The organism is Pseudomonas sp. lyk4-TYG-107 (genome assembly GCF_030209055.1).
Classification (GTDB): Bacteria; Pseudomonadota; Gammaproteobacteria; order Pseudomonadales; family Pseudomonadaceae; genus Aquipseudomonas; species Aquipseudomonas putida_A.
Genome location: NZ_JARVST010000013.1, coordinates 70981 through 88270 on the forward strand (window position 1 = coordinate 70981; position 17290 = coordinate 88270).

A 17290-nucleotide genomic window follows, 5' to 3' on the forward strand; every position below is an offset into this window, starting at 1 on the left:
TCCGGCGTCAGCAATTCACACCCCGGTCTGTAAGGCTGCTGAAAGCAAGGCTCTTTATATTCAGCAGTCTCAACAGACGGATAACCGGGCCCACCCGGAGACACGCCTGATGAGCGAGCTTTTTTACAACGCTGTGCCCAACGCCACCCGCGTCGCACCGCCACTGCCCGAACCTCGGCAGTACCCCAGCGAGAAACCGTCGCGGGTCTATCTGTTCGGCACGTGCGTGGTCGACCTGTTCTACCCCGAAGCCGGGATGGACGCGATCCACTTGCTCGAGCGTGAAGGGATCAAGGTCGAGTACCCGCAAGGGCAGAGCTGCTGCGGGCAACCGGCCTACACCTCGGGTTATACCGAGCAGGCGCGGACGGTGGCGCGCGCGCAACTGGCGCTGTTTGCCGGGGATTATCCGGTGGTGGTGCCGTCGGGTTCCTGCGCGGGCATGTTGCGCGAGCATTACGCCGACTTGTTCAAGGACGAGCCGCAAACGTTGAAACAGGTGCAGGCACTCGCGGCCCGCACCTATGAGCTGGCCGAGTTCCTGCTGTTCGTCTGCAAGGTGCAGCTCAAGGACAGCGGTGAGCCGGTGAAAGTCGCGCTGCACACTTCGTGTTCGGCACGGCGCGAAATGAACACCCACCTGCACGGCCGCGAGTTGTTGGCGCAGTTGAGCAACGTGGAACGGGTCAACCACGACCACGAAAGCGAATGCTGTGGCTTCGGTGGGACATTCAGCGTCCGTATGCCAGACATTTCCGGCGCGATGGTGGCGGACAAGACCCGGGCGTTGAAGGATTCCGGCGCGCACAAAGTGTTGAGCGCCGACTGTGGCTGTTTGATGAACATCAACGGCGCGTTGGAGAAACAAAAGGAAGCGCTGCGCGGGCAACATCTCGCCAGCTTTCTGTGGCAACGAACCGGAGGTGCGCAATGAGCACCTCGACGATTATTCCTACGGTTGCCGTAGAAGAAGATTTCCGCACCCGAGCACACAACGCCTTGGGTGATCAGCAGCTACGGAACAACTTCCGCACTGCGATGGATTCACTGATGACCAAGCGGGCAGCGGCTTTCAGCGATGCCCACGAAAGAGAACACTTGCGCGCCCTGGGCAACTCGATCAGGGCGCGTGCGCTCTCCAAGTTGCCCGACCTGCTCGAGCAACTGGAACAGAACCTGACCCGCAACGGTGTGACAGTGCACTGGGCGGAAACGGTGGACGAGGCCAATGGCATCGTCCTTTCGATCATCCGCGCTCACGAGGCGCGGCAAGTGATCAAGGGCAAATCGATGGTCAGCGAAGAGATGGAGATGAACCATTTCCTCGAGGCTCAAGGTGTTGAATGCCTGGAGTCCGACATGGGGGAATACATCGTCCAGCTCGACCACGAGAAGCCTTCACACATCATTATGCCGGCGATCCACAAGAATGCCGGTCAGGTCGCGTCCTTGTTCCACGACAAACTTGGCGTGGAGTACACCAAGGACGTTGACCAACTCATTCAGATCGGTCGCAGGGTCCTGCGGCAGAAATTCTTCGAAGCGGACATCGGCGTTTCCGGCGTCAACTTCGCCGTGGCCGAAACCGGCACCCTGCTGCTGGTGGAAAACGAAGGCAACGGCCGCATGACCACCACCGTGCCGCCGGTGCACATCGCCGTCACCGGCATCGAAAAGGTCGTGGAAAACCTGCGCGACGTGGTGCCGCTGCTGTCGCTGCTGACCCGCTCGGCGCTGGGCATTCCGATCACCACTTACGTCAACATGATCTCCGGCCCGCGCAAGGCGCATGAACTCGACGGCCCGCAAGAAGTGCATCTGGTGCTGCTCGACAACGGTCGCAGCCAGGCCTTTGCCGACAGCGAACTGCGCCAGACCCTCAACTGCATCCGCTGCGGTGCCTGCATGAACCATTGCCCGGTTTACACCCGCGTCGGTGGTCACACTTACGGTGAGGTGTACCCGGGTCCGATCGGCAAAATCATCACCCCGCACATGGTCGGTCTGGCAAAAGTCCCGGATCACCCGAGCGCCTCGTCGTTGTGCGGTGCCTGCGGTGAAGTGTGCCCGGTGAAAATTCCTATCCCTGCCCTGCTGCGGCGATTGCGCGAAGAAAACGTCAAAGCCCCGGACAGTCCGCATCCAGTGATGCGCGGCCAAGGCAGCAAGTATTCGCGCAAGGAACGTTTCATCTGGAACGCGTGGGCGAAACTCAACAGCTCGCCGACGTTGTATCGGTTGTTCGGTTTCTTCGCCACGCGCCTGCGTGCGTTAACGCCGAGCAATGTCGGCCCGTGGACACAAAACCACAGCGCACCCAAACCCGCCGCCCGCTCACTGCACGACATGGCCCGCGAGCATCTGGGCAAACAGGGAGATCGCTGATGAGCGCCAAGCAAAATATCCTCGCCAAGCTACGGAAAAGTCTGACCGGCACCACACCGATTGCCGACGACTTCGACGTCGATCTGGTGACCCAGCCTTACACCTACAGCGCCGAGCAACGCATCCCGCAACTGCGAAAACTGATGGAAGCGGTCCACACCGAGATCCATCTGACTACCGGCGCAGACTGGCCGACGCTGCTCGCGCAGTTGCTGCGTGACCGTCAGTTGCCAAGCCTGCTGATCGCACCGACTACGCCGCACGGGCAGCGCATCACACAACATTGGACGAATAATCCTGATCTGCCGACGCTGAAGTCCTACAACCGGCCGATGGAGGATTGGAAAGCCGAGCTGTTCAACGACACCCCGGCCAGCCTTACCGGCACTCTCGGTGCCATCGCCGCGACCGGCAGCCTGATTCTCTGGCCCACTCGTGAAGAGCCGCGATTGATGAGCCTGGTGCCGCCGGTGCATTTCGCCCTGCTTAAGGCCAGCGAAATCCGCGACAACTTCTATCAAGTGCAACAGGAATTCGAGTGGGCCCAAGGCATGCCGACCAACGCGCTGCTGGTGTCCGGCCCGTCGAAAACTGCCGACATCGAACAAGTGCTGGCCTACGGCGCCCACGGCCCGAAAGATTTGGTGGTACTGATCCTGGAGGACCAATGACGCTTCCGGTGAATTTCCTGCGCGATGCGCAGCAACTGATCCCAGCGGATCGCCGCTTCGACGATCCGCTGTCGACATTGGCCTTCGGCACCGACGCCAGTTTTTATCGGCTGATTCCCAAACTGGTGATCCGCGTCGAGTCCGAAGATGAAGTGGTGGCGCTATTGAAACTGGCCCAGCGCGATCAGGTTCCGGTGACCTTCCGCGCCGCTGGCACCAGTTTGTCCGGGCAGGCAATCAGCGATTCGGTGCTGATTGTGCTGGGGGATAACTGGAACGCTCGCGAGATTCGCGGCCAAGGCATGCAGATTCGCCTGCAGCCGGGCGTGATCGGCGCGCAGGCCAACGCGTGGCTGGCACCGTTCGGGCGCAAGATCGGCCCGGACCCGGCGTCGATCAACGCTTGCAAGATCGGCGGCATCGTCGCCAACAACGCCAGCGGCATGTGCTGCGGCACCGCGCAAAACACCTATCACACACTGGCCGGAATTCGCCTGGTACTCGCCGACGGCACCCGTCTCGACACCGAAGACGCCGCCAGTGTCGCCGCTTTCCGCATAAGCCACGGGGATCTGCTGGAGCGCCTGGCGACATTGGGCCGCGAGACCCGCGCCAATGCAGAACTGGCTGCGCGAATCCGCCACAAATATCGTCTGAAAAATACCACCGGCCTGTCACTCAACGCCCTGGTGGATTTCGACGAGCCTGTGGATATCTTGAGCCACTTGCTGGTCGGTTCCGAAGGCACCCTTGGCTTCATCAGCGCGGTGACCTACGACACGGTGATCGACCACCCGAACAAGGCATCGGCGCTGATCGTGTTCCCGGATGTGGAAACCTGCTGCAACGCGGTCACCGTGCTGAAAAGCCAACCGGTGTCGGCGGTGGAATTGCTCGATCGACGCAGCCTGCGCTCGGTGCAGGACAAACCGGGCATGCCGGATTTCGTACAGCAGCTGTCGAATAATGCCTGCGCGCTGCTGATCGAATCCCGCGCCGCCTCTTCCACTTTGCTGCAAGAACAACTGGCGCAGATCATGGCTTCGTTGACCAGTTTTCCGGTGGAAAAACAGGTCGATTTCACCGAAGATCCGGCCGAGAACGCCAAGCTTTGGGCCATCCGCAAGGACACCTTTCCCGCCGTCGGCGCCGTGCGCAAAACTGGCACCACGGTGATCATCGAAGACGTGACCTTCCCGGTCGAACAACTGGCCATCGGCGTCAATCGCCTGATCGCGCTGTTCGACAAACACGCCTACGACGAAGCGATCCTTTTCGGACACGCACTGGAAGGCAATCTGCACTTCGTTTTCACCCAAGGCTTCAACAGTCCGGAAGAAGTCGCACGCTATCAGGCGTTCATGGACGACGTGGCGCAACTGGTGGCGGTGGAATTCGGCGGTTCGCTCAAGGCCGAACACGGCACCGGGCGCAACATGGCGCCGTTCGTTGAGCTGGAATGGGGCAGCGATGCCTATCAGTTGATGTGGCAGCTCAAACGTCTGCTCGACCCCAACGGCATCCTCAACCCCGACGTGGTGCTCAGCGAAGATCCGCAGATCCACCTCAAGCACCTCAAGCCGCTGCCGGCGGCTGACGAGATTGTCGATAAATGCATCGAGTGCGGCTTCTGCGAACCGGTCTGCCCGTCGAAAGGTCTGACCCTCAGCCCGCGCCAGCGCATCGTGATCTGGCGTGACATTCAGGCGAAGAAACGCGCCGGCGTTGACACCACCGAGCTGGAACAAGCCTACGAGTACCAAGGCATTGAAACCTGTGCCGCGACAGGCTTGTGCGCGCAGCGTTGCCCCGTAGGCATCAATACCGGCGAACTGGTGAAAAAGCTCCGCGCCCGTAACGCCACGCATCAGAAAACCGCTGACTGGATCGAAGGAAATTTCGCCAAGACCCTGCAAGGCGCACGCTTCACCCTGCACGTGGCCAACGGCGCACGGATGTTGCTTGGCGCAACGCGCCTGGCGAAGCTGTCGGCAACCCTGACGCTTTTGTCCAAGGGGCAGGTGCCGCTGTGGACCAACGCGATGCCGCAACCGGAAAAAGCCATTCGCTTCAGCCCGAGCGTGTCCGACGAACGCCCACGCGTTGTGTATCTGGCCGCCTGTGTTTCACGGGTGATGGGCCCGGCAGCCGGCGACAAAGAGCAGATGTCGCTGTACGACAAGACCCGTGGCTTGCTGGAAAAGGCCGGTTACCAAGTGGTGTTCCCGGACAATCAGGACAACCTCTGCTGCGGTCAGCCGTTTGCTTCCAAAGGCTATGCCGAACAGGCCGAGCACAAGCGTCAGGAATTGATCAGCGCGCTGCTGCACGCCAGTCGCGGTGGACTCGATCCGATCTATTGCGACACCAGCCCGTGCACCTTGCGCCTGGTGCAGGACGTGGGAAATGTTCGCCTGGATCTGTATGACCCGGTGCGCTTCATCCGTACGCATCTTCTCGATCGACTGGAGTTCACCCCGCAAGAAGCACCGATTGCAGTTCATGTGACCTGCAGCACGCAGCATCTGGGCGAAAGCCAGGCGCTGATCGAACTGGCACGCAAATGCAGCAAAACCGTGGTGATCCCGGAAGGCATCCATTGTTGCGGGTTTGCCGGTGATAAGGGTTTCACCACGCCGGAGCTGAACAGCCACTCGCTGCGCACACTCAAGGGCGCGGTGCAACATTGCAACGAGGGGATTTCCACCAGCCGCACCTGTGAGATCGGCCTGACGCAGCACGGCGGCATCGACTATCACGGACTGGTCTATCTGGTGGATCGGGTCACTCGAGCGAAGGTCTGCTAAAAGAAAGTTAGAACCCTTGAGCGAGGCGGTAGTCCACAGAACAAGCCCCGAACACGCGGGGCTTTTCCTCCTTTCGCAGGCCTGCTCTGACGGTCAGCGAGAGTCTGGATTCCTCAGTGCAAGGAGATACTCATGAAGCATTCTGTACTGTTTGGTCTGTTCGTTACTGCCTCGATGATGGCTTCTACTTCGTTCGCCGATGGCAAACCTGCCGACTTGTGCGAGGCGAATCTGCAAAAGATCGAAAGCGCCAAGACGCAATATCAGACGTCGCCGGATCTGAATTCGCGCGTCTCGGCAAGCGTCAGCAAAGCCCAGGCCCTCAAGGCTCAGGGCAGGATTGACGACTGCCTGGCGGAAACCCAGCAGACCCTTCTGGTAATCCAGAACTCGACGGGTGATACCAAGAAATAAACCTCGGGACGACCAGTCTTCAGGTGGCCTGATGCAGCGCGATTCGGGTTGACGGGCCAGGATGTAAAAAAAACCGAATTCCTGCGTGCGGCCGCGGTCGATTGAACAGGCCCACTACCAAACACGGCCTGTTACGACCTCGGCATCGCCGCCAGACCGTCCGGCAGCACCGAGACCAACCGTTCAAGGAGATACCCATGAAGCATTCTGCAATTGCTGGATTGTTCATCGCTGGTGCCCTGCTGACGTCGCCGGTGTTTGCGGCAGACAAAGACCTTTGTGCCGGGAATCTTCAAACCATCAAAGACTTCGTTACCAGTCAGCCGTCAATTCCCGAGACGTCCATGAACAACGTCAAGGAAGCGCAGAAAAAAGCTGAAGACGCGCAGGCGGCCGGCAATGACAAGGATTGCGTTGAGGTCACCTCTTCCTTGATAACCAAAATGCAAATCCGCAATCCAACGCGCAATTGATATGCCACGAGGCCAACCTTCGGGTTGGCCTCGCCGGCCGTTTGGCGTACACTGCGCAGGCTTGTTGCCTCACCTGATGTACGAGGCAATGAGTTCGGGGCCGATTAGGATTCGACGCCGGTGACGAAACTTTAGGTGCATGCCGACTTGGTAACAGAAGTCGTAAATCCACTGTTGCAACTTCTTATAGTTGCCAATGACGACCAATACGGTGCTGCTCTCGCTGCTTAATTGCAGCTGACATGCACTCCTGGTGCCTTCGGGCCCAGCAATCATCAGGGGATGTCTGTAAACCCGAAATGATTGTCATATAGAACAGAATCGCCGTGCAGTACGTTGTGGACGAAGCGGCTAAAACTTACACAACTCGCCCAAAGCACCCTGCCCGTCGGGTCGCTGAGGGTTAACTTAATAGACACGGCTACGCATGTAGTACCGACAGCGGAGCACTGGCGGACGGGGGTTCAAATCCCCCCGGCTCCACCAACTCTCGACGACAAAGCCCGCCTTGTGCGGGCTTTGTCGCATTTGCACATCAGCCAAACCGGCCACACAAACCCACAGCCTGCAAGCGATCGAACTCGATAACCCCGGCAATGCTCAGCCTACTCATAAAAAAGGACGACACGATGTCGTCCTTTTTCGTACCCGCATTCATCAAAATCAATGAACCGCGCTGAGCAGATCCGGGCGGCTGGATTTGAGCATTGCCTCATTGACCTTGCCTTGAATCGAGCAGGTAAACATCCCCTTGCTGCCAGTCGTCAGCTCTTGCGGAGCAGGCTCGATCAGGAACACGCGCTCGGCACTGTCGACAACCAGCTTGCCCGCCGTTGCGGATGGGTCTTCCGGCTGCCAGTTGGATTTGCCGTGGGACCAGATTTCCGCGCGTGCGTAGAGTCCCTGCGACATGTCCATACGCGGCCCGCCCGCTTTTTCCAACTGGGTGTGGAGTTCATTCGGCGTCTGTTTGGCGTAGAACCCCCAACTGATGATGCGAGTGCCCATCAGGTCTGTATCTTCGGCGTAGAAGCCGGTCAACGACATGCCGTCAATTTCGACCGGCTTGGCGAACATCCAGCGCTGCCCCATATCGCTCTTGGTGCCGCCGGACAATTTGATCTGGCCATTTTCGACCGTGCTCGGCACCAGATCCTTGAACAAAGGTGATTGCACGACTGCCAGGGAGTGATCGTCACAAGCGGCAAACGACGCCACCGGCGAAGGTGCAGCGGCAACGCTGAAAGCAGAAAAAAGGGCCGCAATGGGCAACAACAGGAAAATTGGTTTCATGGAATGACTCGAATGAAAGACTGAAGAAATCGACAGCGACGATATCACAATGACATCAATCAACAGACTTCAGAGTTTCAATCAATGCCCATGCCGATGATGCACATCCGGAAAATGCGCATGACTGTGCCGCATCGGCGTATGCACATGCGGATGGCTATGCGGCTCCGCCCCATCCCAGTCAAAACCATGCGTATGTTGATGATGCTCATCGTGTGTATGCCGATGATCATGCTCAAGCGGTTCGTGCTGATGCTCATGAACATGGTTTTCCATCAGATGAATCCATACCCCCACGGCCATTAACGCCGCTGCGAGCAGAAACATCAGCGATATCGACTCGCCGAGCAGCAGAATCGAGATGCCTGCGCCGAGAAACGGTGCGGTGGAAAAGTAGGCGCCGGTGCGTGCGCTGCCGAGGCCGCGCAGGGCGAGGACGAACATTACCAGGCTGACGCCGTAGCCGAGAAAGCCGACCAGCATGATCGGCACCAGCGAGGTGGCGACGGGTAGTTGGGTGCCGATGAACAAGGCCAGTGTGCAGTTGACCAGCCCCGCCACCAGGCCTTTGCTGCCGGCGATGAACAGTGCGTCCGAGGCCGAGACTTTACGGGTCAGGTTGTTGTCGATGGCCCAGCAGAAGCAGGCGAAAGCGACGGCCAACGGGCCGGTCCAGTCTTGCGCCGAGACGGCCTCTTGTGGCCAGGACAGCACGACGCCACCGGCGACGATGGCGAGCATGCCGATCACGATTCGTCGGTCGGCATTTTCCTTGAACACCACCCACGCCAGCAGCGCCGTGAGCACGGATTCGAGGTTGAGCATCAGTGACGCGCTCGCGCCGGACGTTCGGGTCAGACCGAACATCAGCGCCACCGGCGCCAGCACTCCGCCGAAGCCGATGGCGCCGAGCAGCCATGGCCATTCACCGGTGCCGAGCCCGGAAGGCTTCCAGCCACGATCGCGGACAAAACGCAGGGCGGTCAAGCCCAGACCGCTACCGAGATAGAGCAACCCGGCCAGCAGAATCGGCGAAACCTGTACCCCCAACAGTTTGGCGAGGGGCGTACTGGCGCCAAACAGCGCCGCCGCAATCAATGCGTGGAGAACGCTCACATTCATGCTGGGATCACTCGCTGGGGCCGATGGAATACCGGCGCCCATCATCGCAAAACTCAGGTGAGAATTATGTGAACAACTGATTCGTGTCAGGGAACACGGCCTCTGGCACGTGCTCAAATCCAGCAACATTTAATCCGCGCAATCTCTGGGCGGGCACTCGAAGCAGGCTCTATGCTGCGAACATCGAGATGCAATGGAGTTGAAGATGAAGAGCTGGATTGCCGTAGCGCTGGCCGCGCTGATTTCCTTGTCCGTCCATGCGGCCGACGCCCCCACCATGCGCGTCGAGCCGATCGCGTTCACAACCAGTGCCGACAGCATCCAGCGCAAACAGTCGATCAAGGGGGACCAGACCGCGCAGTACACATTCAACGCCAAGGCCGGCCAGATACTGACCGTCGACTTCAAACCGTCCAACACCTCCGCCTACTTCAACATCCTCGCCAAGGGTGCCGATTACGCGCTGTTCAACGGCTCGATCATGGGCAATCACTTTCTCGGTCCACTGCCCGGCGATGGCGAGTACACGGTTCAGGTCTACCTCATGCGCAACGCCGCCCGGCGTAATGAAGTGGCCAACTATCAGTTGTCGCTGAGGCTGGTCAATGGCGATGCCATCAGCCGGCAGCAGCCATTCGATCAGACGCTGGAATTGCACGGCATCGCTTTTCACGTCAGCACCGAGCAGGTCGATGGCAAACCGACGCTGCGCATCGCTCCCAAGGGGCTGGAGATCGACAACACGGTCATCAGCCAGGCGCTAACGGGTGATGTGGTACGCGCCGAAGTCGCCGACATCAATAACGACGGCTCCCCCGAACTCTACGTTTTTACCCGCTCGCCCGGGCGCGGCATGCCGGGCGAACTGATCGCCTATTCAGCCAACAACAAGAAATCCCTGAGCGCAATCTACTTGCCTCCGGTCAGCGACAACCCGAAGACCGCGTCGGGCTATCAGGGCGAGGACTCGTTTGCGGTGGTGGAAAGCACCCTGGTGCAACGTTTCCCGGTGTATGACAGTGCCGACGCTGGCGCCGGGCGTACTGGGAAGATGCGTCAGGTTCAGTACAAGTTGGTGGCGGGTGAAGCCGGGTGGATTTTGCGCGAGGACAAGGTCACGGAATTCTGAAATGACCTGGCTCGTTACGGCCGACCCGGAAGCCGATTTCGCCGCGGATCATCTGCCCTGAGGCGTTGCAGAGCGGTCGCTGCCGAGATGAATTTTTCTTCACTGCTCAGGCTCGATCAACACGGTACAGTCCGCTCGCTCATTCAAGAAACTACGGTTCGCCCGCGCTCTCCCGCGGGCTTTTTTTTGCCTGGCGTTTGCTGCCGAAGCGATACACCCGGTTTGTTTTTTTCCATCCCGTGATCAATCCTGTCCCTCAACCCTGCCCACCGGAGCGCCCGATGTCACTGCTGAGCCTGCCCTGCCAACGCCTGACGCTCGCCATCCTCGCCCCGGAACAGGCCGAGCTGGAAAGTGACTTTTATGCACGCAACCAGCGCCATCTCGCCCCCTGGTCGCCGATTCGCACCACCGAATACTTTTCTACCGAACAGATTCGTCGACGCCTTGAAGTTCAGGCCAGTGCTTTCGAGGCCGGGCTGGCGATGCATTTCGCCCTGCTGACGCCGGATGGCCAACAGATGATCGGCGCGTGTAATTTCAGCGGGATCATTCGCGGCGCGTTTCAGGCGTGTTATCTGGGTTATCACATTGACCACGCGCATCAGGGTCAGGGTTTGATGCAGGAAGGCTTGGAGGCTGGCATCGGCTACATGTTCGACACGCAGAACCTGCACCGGATCATGGCCAATTACATGCCCGGCAACGAGCGCAGTGCGCGGTTGCTGGAGCGTCTGGGTTTCGAGCGCGAAGGCTACGCCAAGGCGTACCTGAATATCGCCGGGCGCTGGCAGGACCATGTGCTGACGGCGCTGGTCAATCCGCTGTTTGAAACGCCGGAGAAGCGTTGGTCGCGTCAACTGGCGTGAGTTTCACAATTTGTTAAGCATTGGCGAAGTATGCTCAAGGCTCCTGCCCTTTCCGGTTGCCTGAAATCCATGCCGCGTGCCGCCACTTCACTGTTTCTACTCGCCGCCCTGCTGTTTTTTTTCGCTTTGGGTAACCACCAGTTGCAAGGCTCTACCGAGGCCCGGGTCGCCGGGATCGCCATGGAGATGCATCTGGACGATGACTGGGTGACGCCGCGCCTGTTCGGCGAACCGTTTCTGGAAAAGCCACCGCTGAGCCTGTGGCTGGACGCCGGCGCCATGCGCGTGTTCGGTGTTTCGCCATGGGCAGTGCGACTGGCGTCGGCGGTGGCCGGGTTGCTCAGCGTGATGCTGCTGTACGGCATGCTGCGCCGCTTCGGCCGGCCAAAAGCGGTCGCGTGGACGGCGGGGATTCTGCTGGCGACCATGGCCAGCTACTGGAGCAACGTGCGCGGGGTCGGCGAAGATGCGCTGCTGGCGCTCGGCGTGACCACGGCGCTGCTGGCGTTCTTTCAGGCGCAACGTGGACCGAACGCGGCTAACTCGCTGCTGTTTATCGTCGGCATCGCCGTCGCCACTTTGAGCAAGGGCGTGCTGGGACTGGCGATGCCGGGGGTGGTGATTTTCGCCTACCTGCTGGCCGACAACCTGATCGACAAACGCCTGAAGGTCGGCGCCTGGCTGCGTCCCGGCCTGCTCACGCTTGTAGGTCTGATTCCGTTGCTGATCTGGCTCGCCGTGCTCTATCAGCGCGGTGGTTCGCACGCTGTCGCTGAAGTGCTGCTGACCAACAGCGTCGGTCGCTTCAGCGGCTCGTTCGTCGAGGCCGGGCATTACGAGCCGTTCTATTACTACCTCGCCAAACTCCCGGAAGCGTTCCTGCCGTGGAACATTCTGGTGTACCTGGGGCTGTGGCATTTCCGCAAGGAGCTGAAGGCCAACCGCTATCTGCTGTTTTTCAGCCTGTGGATCGTCGCGCAGTTCATCATGCTGACCCTGGCCTCGAGCAAGCGCACGGTGTACCTGATGTCGATGACCCCGGCGGCGGCGGTGATCGCCGCTGAGTACGCACGCGTGTTGTTCGAGCGCTTGCAGGCGCGTGAAAACGCAGACCGCTTCATCGGAAAAGTCGCCCGCCATCGTCAGGCGATTGCCGCAGGATTGCTCACGGTGGTGATCGCCAGCTACCTCGGCGCCGCGCAGTGGGCACTGCCCAACGCCGACAAGGAGTTGTCGTTCCTGCCTTTGACCGAACACATTCAGAGCTTGCAGGCCAACGGTCAGCTGGTCGCACTGTTCCAGGCCAATGAACGGGTCGGCGGCGCCAGCGTGTTCTACACGCAACGCGTGCTCAAGGGGCTGGATACTGAAGCGCAACTGCACGACTTCCTCAGCGCTTCCCCCTCGAACGTCGCGGTGATCTCGGCAGACAGCGAACCCGCCGCACCGCTCAAAGTGCTCAAGACCATGATGGTCGGGCGTCAGGCGTATTACTTCGTCGGCTACTGACGTCCTTCGCACCAGACAATAAAAAACCCGCCGTCACTGGCGGGTTTTGTTTGCGCTGAAGCTTGGCAAACGTCAGTTCATCGGGTGCTCACCGAGTGCCAGTCAGAGGCCTCGATGAAGCCAAGTACACGCGGATCCGCCTTATTCGCGGCAGACACAAACAGTGAGGAGCCGTAGCCAGGGTCAGAAACCGGTGTATTCAAGTCCTTTTCCAGCTCCGCCATGCATTCGCTGTGGGTCACCAGGATCAGGTTGCGCCCCGCAAGCTTGTGCGCCAGCGCTTCCTGCAGGATGTGGCCCTTGCAGCTGATCAGCCAGTCTTCGCCGCTGGCCGCGCGGTTGAACATGTAACCGGCGGTCTGCACCGTGCGCAGCATCGGGCTGTTGTAGATGTCGGCGTTATTCAGGCCCAGATGCTCAAACTGTGCACCGACACCGACCGCAACACTGCGCGAGCGGTCGGTGATGCCGTCGTCGCCACTCAGGCACGGCGCCGGCGAGTGATCGCAGCGCTCGACGTGACGCACCAGCACAATCATGTCGCCCTTGGCCCACCCGGCCGCCAGCGCGCGGGCTCCGGACACATTGCCATGGGCCAGATCCGGCACCGCCGCCGGGGCGAGCAGCCACAGTGTCAGCGGAATCACCAGCAGCGACGCGCCGAGCACCACCCAGGTATTGCGATAGCGGGCCAATCCGCTCAGGGAAATCGAGCGTTTGACGCCGAACAGACTCAGTCTCAATTCCACATCGGGCCGCCTCGTCGGCATCCATCACAGTCAATTCGATGCGGCGAGGGTAGAGAAGCGGGCGTAAGTGGCGAGTGAAACGCATGTGAAAAAAGTCTTGAAGCGCCCTTGTTACAAATTCCGTAGGACAAAAACCTTTCAGCTCTCGTGTTTGCGGCCGATACAGACCTGCTAACACCCTTGCTGGCTCAAAAAAACAACAATCTTCCAGCCTGACCGACGATCAAGTAGCTCTACGTTCCTGGAGGAATTGTGATGAATAGCTGGTTCGGCAACATCAGCGTGAACATGAAATTGGGCCTGGGCTTCGGCCTGGTCCTGGCCCTGACCTGCGTGCTGGCCCTGACGGGCTGGACCAGCCTCGGCGGCCTGATTGACCGCAGCAACTGGATGAGCGACATCACCCAGCTCAATGCCGGTCTGACCAAGCTGCGCGTGGTCCGCCTGCAATACATGCTGACCAACGGCGACGAAACCGCCGCGCAGAATGTACAAACCACCCTCGAAAGCTTCGCCGCGCAACAACAGGCGCTGATCAACAAGTTCAAGAGCCCGGAAAACGTCAAACTGCTGAAAGAGCAGGCCGCGACTATCGCCGAATACCAGACCTCGCTGAACAAGATGCGCAACGCCTACCGCACCGGCAACAGCGCCCGCGACGTGATGGGCACCAACGCCGACACCGCTTACAACCTGATCGAAACGATCAGCAAGCGCGTGCAGCAAATGGACATGAGCGAGCAGCGCTTCGAGCAGTTCCAGGCCATCACCCAGGCCAAGGAAGCGTTCATCCTGGCGCGCTATGAAGTGCGCGGCTACACCGCCACCACCAACGCCGAAACCGAGCAGAAAGCCGTCGGCCAACTGGACGCAGCGATCGCCAGCCTCAAGCAACTGAACGTGCATTTCGCCGCCACCCAGCAAGACGCCCTGCGTCAGCTGGAAACCGCGTTGACCAACTACCGCAGCGCGTTGCAGGCGTACAAGAACGCCAACAGCGAAGCGGTGCAGGCGCGTAAGGAGATGACCGATCAGGGCACCGCGATCGTCAACACCAGCGAGCAGCTGTACCAGATTCAGCTCGACCGTCGCGATATCGAAAGCGCCCAGGCCCGTACCTTCCAGCTGATCAGCACCCTGCTGGCGCTGTTGGTCGGTGTGATTGCCGCGGTGATCATCACCCGTCAGATCACCCGTCCGTTGCAGGAAACCCTGGCCGTGGTCGAGCGCATTGCCAGCGGCGACCTGACCCAGAACGTCACGGTCACCCGCCGCGACGAACTTGGCGTGCTGCAGCAAGGCATTGCGCGCATGGGCGTGACCCTGCGCGACCTGATCAGCGGCATCCGCGACGGCGTCACCCAGATCGCCAGCGCCGCCGAAGAACTCTCGGCCGTGACCGAGCAGACCAGCGCCGGTGTCAACAGCCAGAAGGTCGAGACCGACCAGGTGGCCACCGCCATGCACGAGATGACCGCCACCGTGCAGGAAGTCGCACGCAACGCCGAAGAAGCCTCGCAAGCCGCAGCCGCCGCTGACGGCGAAGCCCGTGAAGGCGACAAAGTGGTCAACGAAGCCATCGCGCAGATCGAGCGTCTGGCCAGCGAAGTGGTGCGCTCCACCGAAGCCATGAGCGTGCTGCAACAGGAAAGCGACAAGATCGGCAGCGTCATGGACGTGATCAAAGCCGTGGCCGAACAGACCAACCTGCTGGCACTCAACGCCGCGATCGAAGCGGCGCGTGCCGGTGAAGCCGGGCGTGGTTTTGCCGTGGTCGCCGACGAAGTCCGTGGTCTGGCCCAGCGCACGCAGAAATCCACCGAAGAAATCGAAGGTCTGGTCGCCGGTCTGCAGAACGGCACCCAGCAAGTAGCGGCGGTGATGAACAACAGCCGCGCCCTGACCGACAGCAGCGTGGCCCTGACCCGCAAGGCTGGCGACTCCCTGGAGAACATCACCCGCACGGTGTCGAATATCCAGTCGATGAACCAGCAGATCGCCGCCGCGGCCGAACAGCAAAGCGCCGTGGCCGAAGAAATCAGCCGCAGCATCATCAACGTGCGCGACGTGTCGGAACAGACCGCCGCGGCCAGTGATGAAACCGCAGCGTCCAGCGTTGAACTGGCACGCCTGGGTGGCCAGTTGCAGCAGATGGTCAGCCACTTCCGCGTCTGACCTCAGTCAGCGCCAAAGGGTAAATCCAATCGCGGGCAAGCCCGCTCCCACAGGAAACGAGTCGAACACAGAATATGTGAACGACCGAAAAACCTGTGGGAGCGGGCTTGCCCGCGATTGCGTCAGACCAGTCAACCCAATGCCCCAGACAACCCGCCTTGTGTAGGAGTTGCGTCCGATCAGCAGTCCGGTGCCCCTTAGCGTGTCCCGCGCTGGCGCAACGCCGACGGCATGAAATACGCGTCTTCCGGCACCGGTTGCGAGAAGTCCACGGTGGAGGCTTCTTCGTTGTCGAGGTTCTGCACGTAGTAACGGCGGGCCTGCAGGTCGTGGAATACGTCCAGTGCGCTCCAGGTGGTCGGCAGATCGTAGAAGTTTTTCAGGTAGGCCATCGACACCCGCCACAGCTCCCCTCGCCCATCGTATTGATCAACCAGCGCCGCGCCCCAGCTGTCCTCGTCGAGAAACAGCACGCGCTTGGAATAGACATGTCGCGCACCCGGTTTCAGGTTGCCCTCGACCACCCACACGCGGTGCAGCTCGTAGCGGGTGAATTGCGGGTTGAGGTGCCCCGGGGTCAGCAGTTGTGCGTACTTCACGTCGGGGCTGCCGACCTTGTAGTTGTTGTAGGGAATGTAGATTTCCTGCTTGCCCTTGAGCTTCCAGTCGTAGCGGTCCGGCGAGCCGTTGAACAGGTCGGTATCGTCCGCCGTGCGCAGGCCATCGGATGAGGCAATAGGCGTGTCATATGCCAGGTTCGGCGCGCGGCGCACGCGGCGTTGGCCGGCGTCGTAGACCCAGGCCTGACGCGGGTCCTTGAGTTGATCGAGCATCTCGTGCACCAGCGCCGCGCCACCGGCCAGTCGCGCCGGACTTTTCACGAAGGCGAGGTAGTAGAACAGGATGTTTTTCAGGTCGGCGTACTGCCCACCCGGACGGTAGAAGTTGAACAGCGCTTCCTGCTGCGAGGTCACCAGCGCAAAGCTGCCGTTGCGCTGCACCGGCGCTTCGGATGCGCGACGTACCACGTAGATTCCGCGATAACGGGTGATGTGGTTCCACAGCACTTCGATGCCGTCCTTGGGCACCGGGAACGGTACGCCGCCGTAGGCATCGGCGAATCCGCTGCCGCCCTCCAGCAGCTTGGCCGAGGTCGCGTTCTTCAGGGTGTTGTCATACAGCCACTGCGGCGCCGAACCCGAGCGACGCGACGGGTAGACCGGCATCTGGAACGTGTCCGGGTAGCTGTTGAACAGCGCAATCTGACCGGGGCTGAGGTGGGCCTTGTACTGGTCGAGATTGGCCTTGGTAATGGTGAACAACGGCTTGTCCGCCGCATATGGATCCGGGTGATGTTGGCCCGGTTTGTAGCCGGCGGGCGCCTGGGTGATGCCGCCGGTCCAGGCCGGAATGGTGCCGGCGGCGTTGCCCGCGCGCTCGGCGCCCATGGGTGTGAGGGTGGTTTTCAGTTGTTCGGCTTGTTGCGGGGTGATGGCGGCGAGGGCGCTGCCGGCGGTGAGGCCCAGAACCAGCGCCAGCGAAATTCGGGTCATGCTTGAAGTGTGAAACATGATCTTCTCCAAAGTACAAAAACCTGTGGGAGCGAGCCTGCTCGCGAAAGCGGTGTATCAGTCGACATCAATGTTGAAGGTGCCTGCCTCTTCGCGAGCAGGCTCGCTCCCACAGGGGGGATG

13 protein-coding genes, 1 other RNA gene and 2 pseudogenes are annotated in these 17290 nt (G+C 60.4%); 12 read left to right on the forward strand and 4 right to left on the reverse strand.

All coding sequences use genetic code 11. The features are described from left to right. Positions 1-109 precede the first annotated feature (109 nt). The 7 genes from QRN61_RS12840 (at position 110) to ssrA (ending at position 7236) form a co-directional block, all read left to right on the forward strand. Positions 110-934 (forward strand): (Fe-S)-binding protein, encoded by an 825-nt coding sequence (locus tag QRN61_RS12840; protein WP_027610770.1) that lies wholly within the window; start codon positions 110-112, stop codon positions 932-934. After that, a complete protein-coding gene (locus tag QRN61_RS12845) occupies positions 931-2385 on the forward strand; it encodes a LutB/LldF family L-lactate oxidation iron-sulfur protein (protein ID WP_285373938.1) in 1455 nt (484 codons plus the stop codon). The genes QRN61_RS12840 and QRN61_RS12845 overlap by 4 nt, the downstream gene beginning before the upstream one ends. Next, positions 2385-3056, forward strand: coding sequence for a LutC/YkgG family protein (locus tag QRN61_RS12850; RefSeq protein WP_285373939.1), 672 nt, complete (start codon positions 2385-2387; stop codon positions 3054-3056). The genes QRN61_RS12845 and QRN61_RS12850 overlap by 1 nt, the downstream gene beginning before the upstream one ends. Then, a complete protein-coding gene (locus tag QRN61_RS12855; protein WP_285373940.1) occupies positions 3053-5863 on the forward strand; it encodes an FAD-binding and (Fe-S)-binding domain-containing protein in 2811 nt (936 codons plus the stop codon). The genes QRN61_RS12850 and QRN61_RS12855 overlap by 4 nt, the downstream gene beginning before the upstream one ends. A 132-nt stretch (positions 5864-5995) precedes the next feature. Further along, the gene (locus tag QRN61_RS12860; RefSeq protein WP_027610766.1) at positions 5996-6277 is read left to right on the forward strand and encodes a PA2433 domain-containing protein; all 282 of its coding nucleotides are present in this window, start codon (positions 5996-5998) and stop codon (positions 6275-6277) included. Between the two features lie 197 nt (positions 6278-6474). Then, positions 6475-6750 carry a PA2433 domain-containing protein gene (locus QRN61_RS12865; RefSeq protein WP_027610765.1) on the forward strand — a complete coding sequence of 92 codons (276 nt, stop codon included), beginning with the start codon at positions 6475-6477 and terminating at the stop codon, positions 6748-6750. Positions 6751-6846: 96 nt separating this feature from the next. Then, positions 6847-7236, forward strand: a transfer-messenger RNA (tmRNA) gene (gene ssrA, locus QRN61_RS12870). A gap of 177 nt (positions 7237-7413) precedes the next feature. On the opposite strand, the gene QRN61_RS12875 is transcribed toward ssrA, so the two are convergent. Together QRN61_RS12875 and QRN61_RS12880 are read right to left on the reverse strand one after the other, a co-directional pair. Then, positions 7414-8106, reverse strand: coding sequence for a hypothetical protein (locus tag QRN61_RS12875; RefSeq protein ID WP_257012682.1), 693 nt, complete (start codon positions 8104-8106; stop codon positions 7414-7416). An 18-nt stretch (positions 8107-8124) separates the two neighbouring features. After that, positions 8125-9165, reverse strand: a complete 1041-nt coding sequence (locus QRN61_RS12880; protein ID WP_150370248.1) for a DMT family transporter — start codon at positions 9163-9165, stop codon at positions 8125-8127. 205 nt (positions 9166-9370) lie between these two features. Between QRN61_RS12880 and QRN61_RS12885 the strand changes: the two genes are divergently transcribed. The 3 genes from QRN61_RS12885 (at position 9371) to QRN61_RS12895 (ending at position 12672) form a co-directional block, all read left to right on the forward strand. After that, complete coding sequence (locus QRN61_RS12885) at positions 9371-10294, forward strand: hypothetical protein (protein WP_285373942.1); 924 nt, start codon at positions 9371-9373, stop codon at positions 10292-10294. A 281-nt stretch (positions 10295-10575) separates the two neighbouring features. After that, positions 10576-11163: a ribosomal protein S5-alanine N-acetyltransferase gene (gene rimJ, locus QRN61_RS12890; protein ID WP_103367750.1), complete on the forward strand. Its 588-nt coding sequence runs from the start codon at positions 10576-10578 to the stop codon at positions 11161-11163. A gap of 30 nt (positions 11164-11193) precedes the next feature. Continuing rightward, the gene (locus QRN61_RS12895) at positions 11194-12672 is read left to right on the forward strand and encodes an ArnT family glycosyltransferase (protein ID WP_285373944.1); all 1479 of its coding nucleotides are present in this window, start codon (positions 11194-11196) and stop codon (positions 12670-12672) included. 77 nt (positions 12673-12749) lie between these two features. On the opposite strand, the gene pmrG is transcribed toward QRN61_RS12895, so the two are convergent. Continuing rightward, entirely contained in the window at positions 12750-13421 is a 672-nt protein-coding gene (gene pmrG, locus QRN61_RS12900; RefSeq protein ID WP_135294923.1) for a lipopolysaccharide core heptose(II)-phosphate phosphatase PmrG, read from the reverse strand. Positions 13422-13709: 288 nt separating this feature from the next. Here pmrG and QRN61_RS27765 point away from each other — a divergent pair. Next, a pseudogene (locus tag QRN61_RS27765) lies at positions 13710-14690 on the forward strand (methyl-accepting chemotaxis protein); the annotation flags it as partial. Positions 14691-14999: 309 nt separating this feature from the next. Further along, positions 15000-15596: pseudogene (locus tag QRN61_RS27770) on the forward strand (methyl-accepting chemotaxis protein); the annotation flags it as partial. 197 nt (positions 15597-15793) lie between these two features. Here the strand turns inward: QRN61_RS27770 and QRN61_RS12910 are convergent. Further along, complete coding sequence (locus QRN61_RS12910; protein WP_285373946.1) at positions 15794-17167, reverse strand: DUF1329 domain-containing protein; 1374 nt, start codon at positions 17165-17167, stop codon at positions 15794-15796. Between the last annotated feature and the right edge of the window lie 123 nt (positions 17168-17290).

What these genes read in the sequence shown, in the direction of transcription:
- QRN61_RS12895 (WP_285373944.1), top strand. Translation starts at nt 11,194, where the DNA reads ATGCTCAAGGCTCCTGCCCTTTCCGGTTGCCTGAAATCCATGCCGCGT.
- QRN61_RS12845 (WP_285373938.1), top strand. Translation starts at nt 931, where the DNA reads ATGAGCACCTCGACGATTATTCCTACGGTTGCCGTAGAAGAAGATTTC.
- QRN61_RS12850 (WP_285373939.1), top strand. Translation starts at nt 2,385, where the DNA reads ATGAGCGCCAAGCAAAATATCCTCGCCAAGCTACGGAAAAGTCTGACC.
- QRN61_RS12840 (WP_027610770.1), top strand. Translation starts at nt 110, where the DNA reads ATGAGCGAGCTTTTTTACAACGCTGTGCCCAACGCCACCCGCGTCGCA.
- QRN61_RS12910 (WP_285373946.1), bottom strand. Translation starts at nt 17,167, where the DNA reads ATGTTTCACACTTCAAGCATGACCCGAATTTCGCTGGCGCTGGTTCTG.
- rimJ (WP_103367750.1), top strand. Translation starts at nt 10,576, where the DNA reads ATGTCACTGCTGAGCCTGCCCTGCCAACGCCTGACGCTCGCCATCCTC.
- QRN61_RS12880 (WP_150370248.1), bottom strand. Translation starts at nt 9,165, where the DNA reads ATGAATGTGAGCGTTCTCCACGCATTGATTGCGGCGGCGCTGTTTGGC.
- QRN61_RS12860 (WP_027610766.1), top strand. Translation starts at nt 5,996, where the DNA reads ATGAAGCATTCTGTACTGTTTGGTCTGTTCGTTACTGCCTCGATGATG.
- QRN61_RS12865 (WP_027610765.1), top strand. Translation starts at nt 6,475, where the DNA reads ATGAAGCATTCTGCAATTGCTGGATTGTTCATCGCTGGTGCCCTGCTG.
- QRN61_RS12885 (WP_285373942.1), top strand. Translation starts at nt 9,371, where the DNA reads ATGAAGAGCTGGATTGCCGTAGCGCTGGCCGCGCTGATTTCCTTGTCC.
- QRN61_RS12855 (WP_285373940.1), top strand. Translation starts at nt 3,053, where the DNA reads ATGACGCTTCCGGTGAATTTCCTGCGCGATGCGCAGCAACTGATCCCA.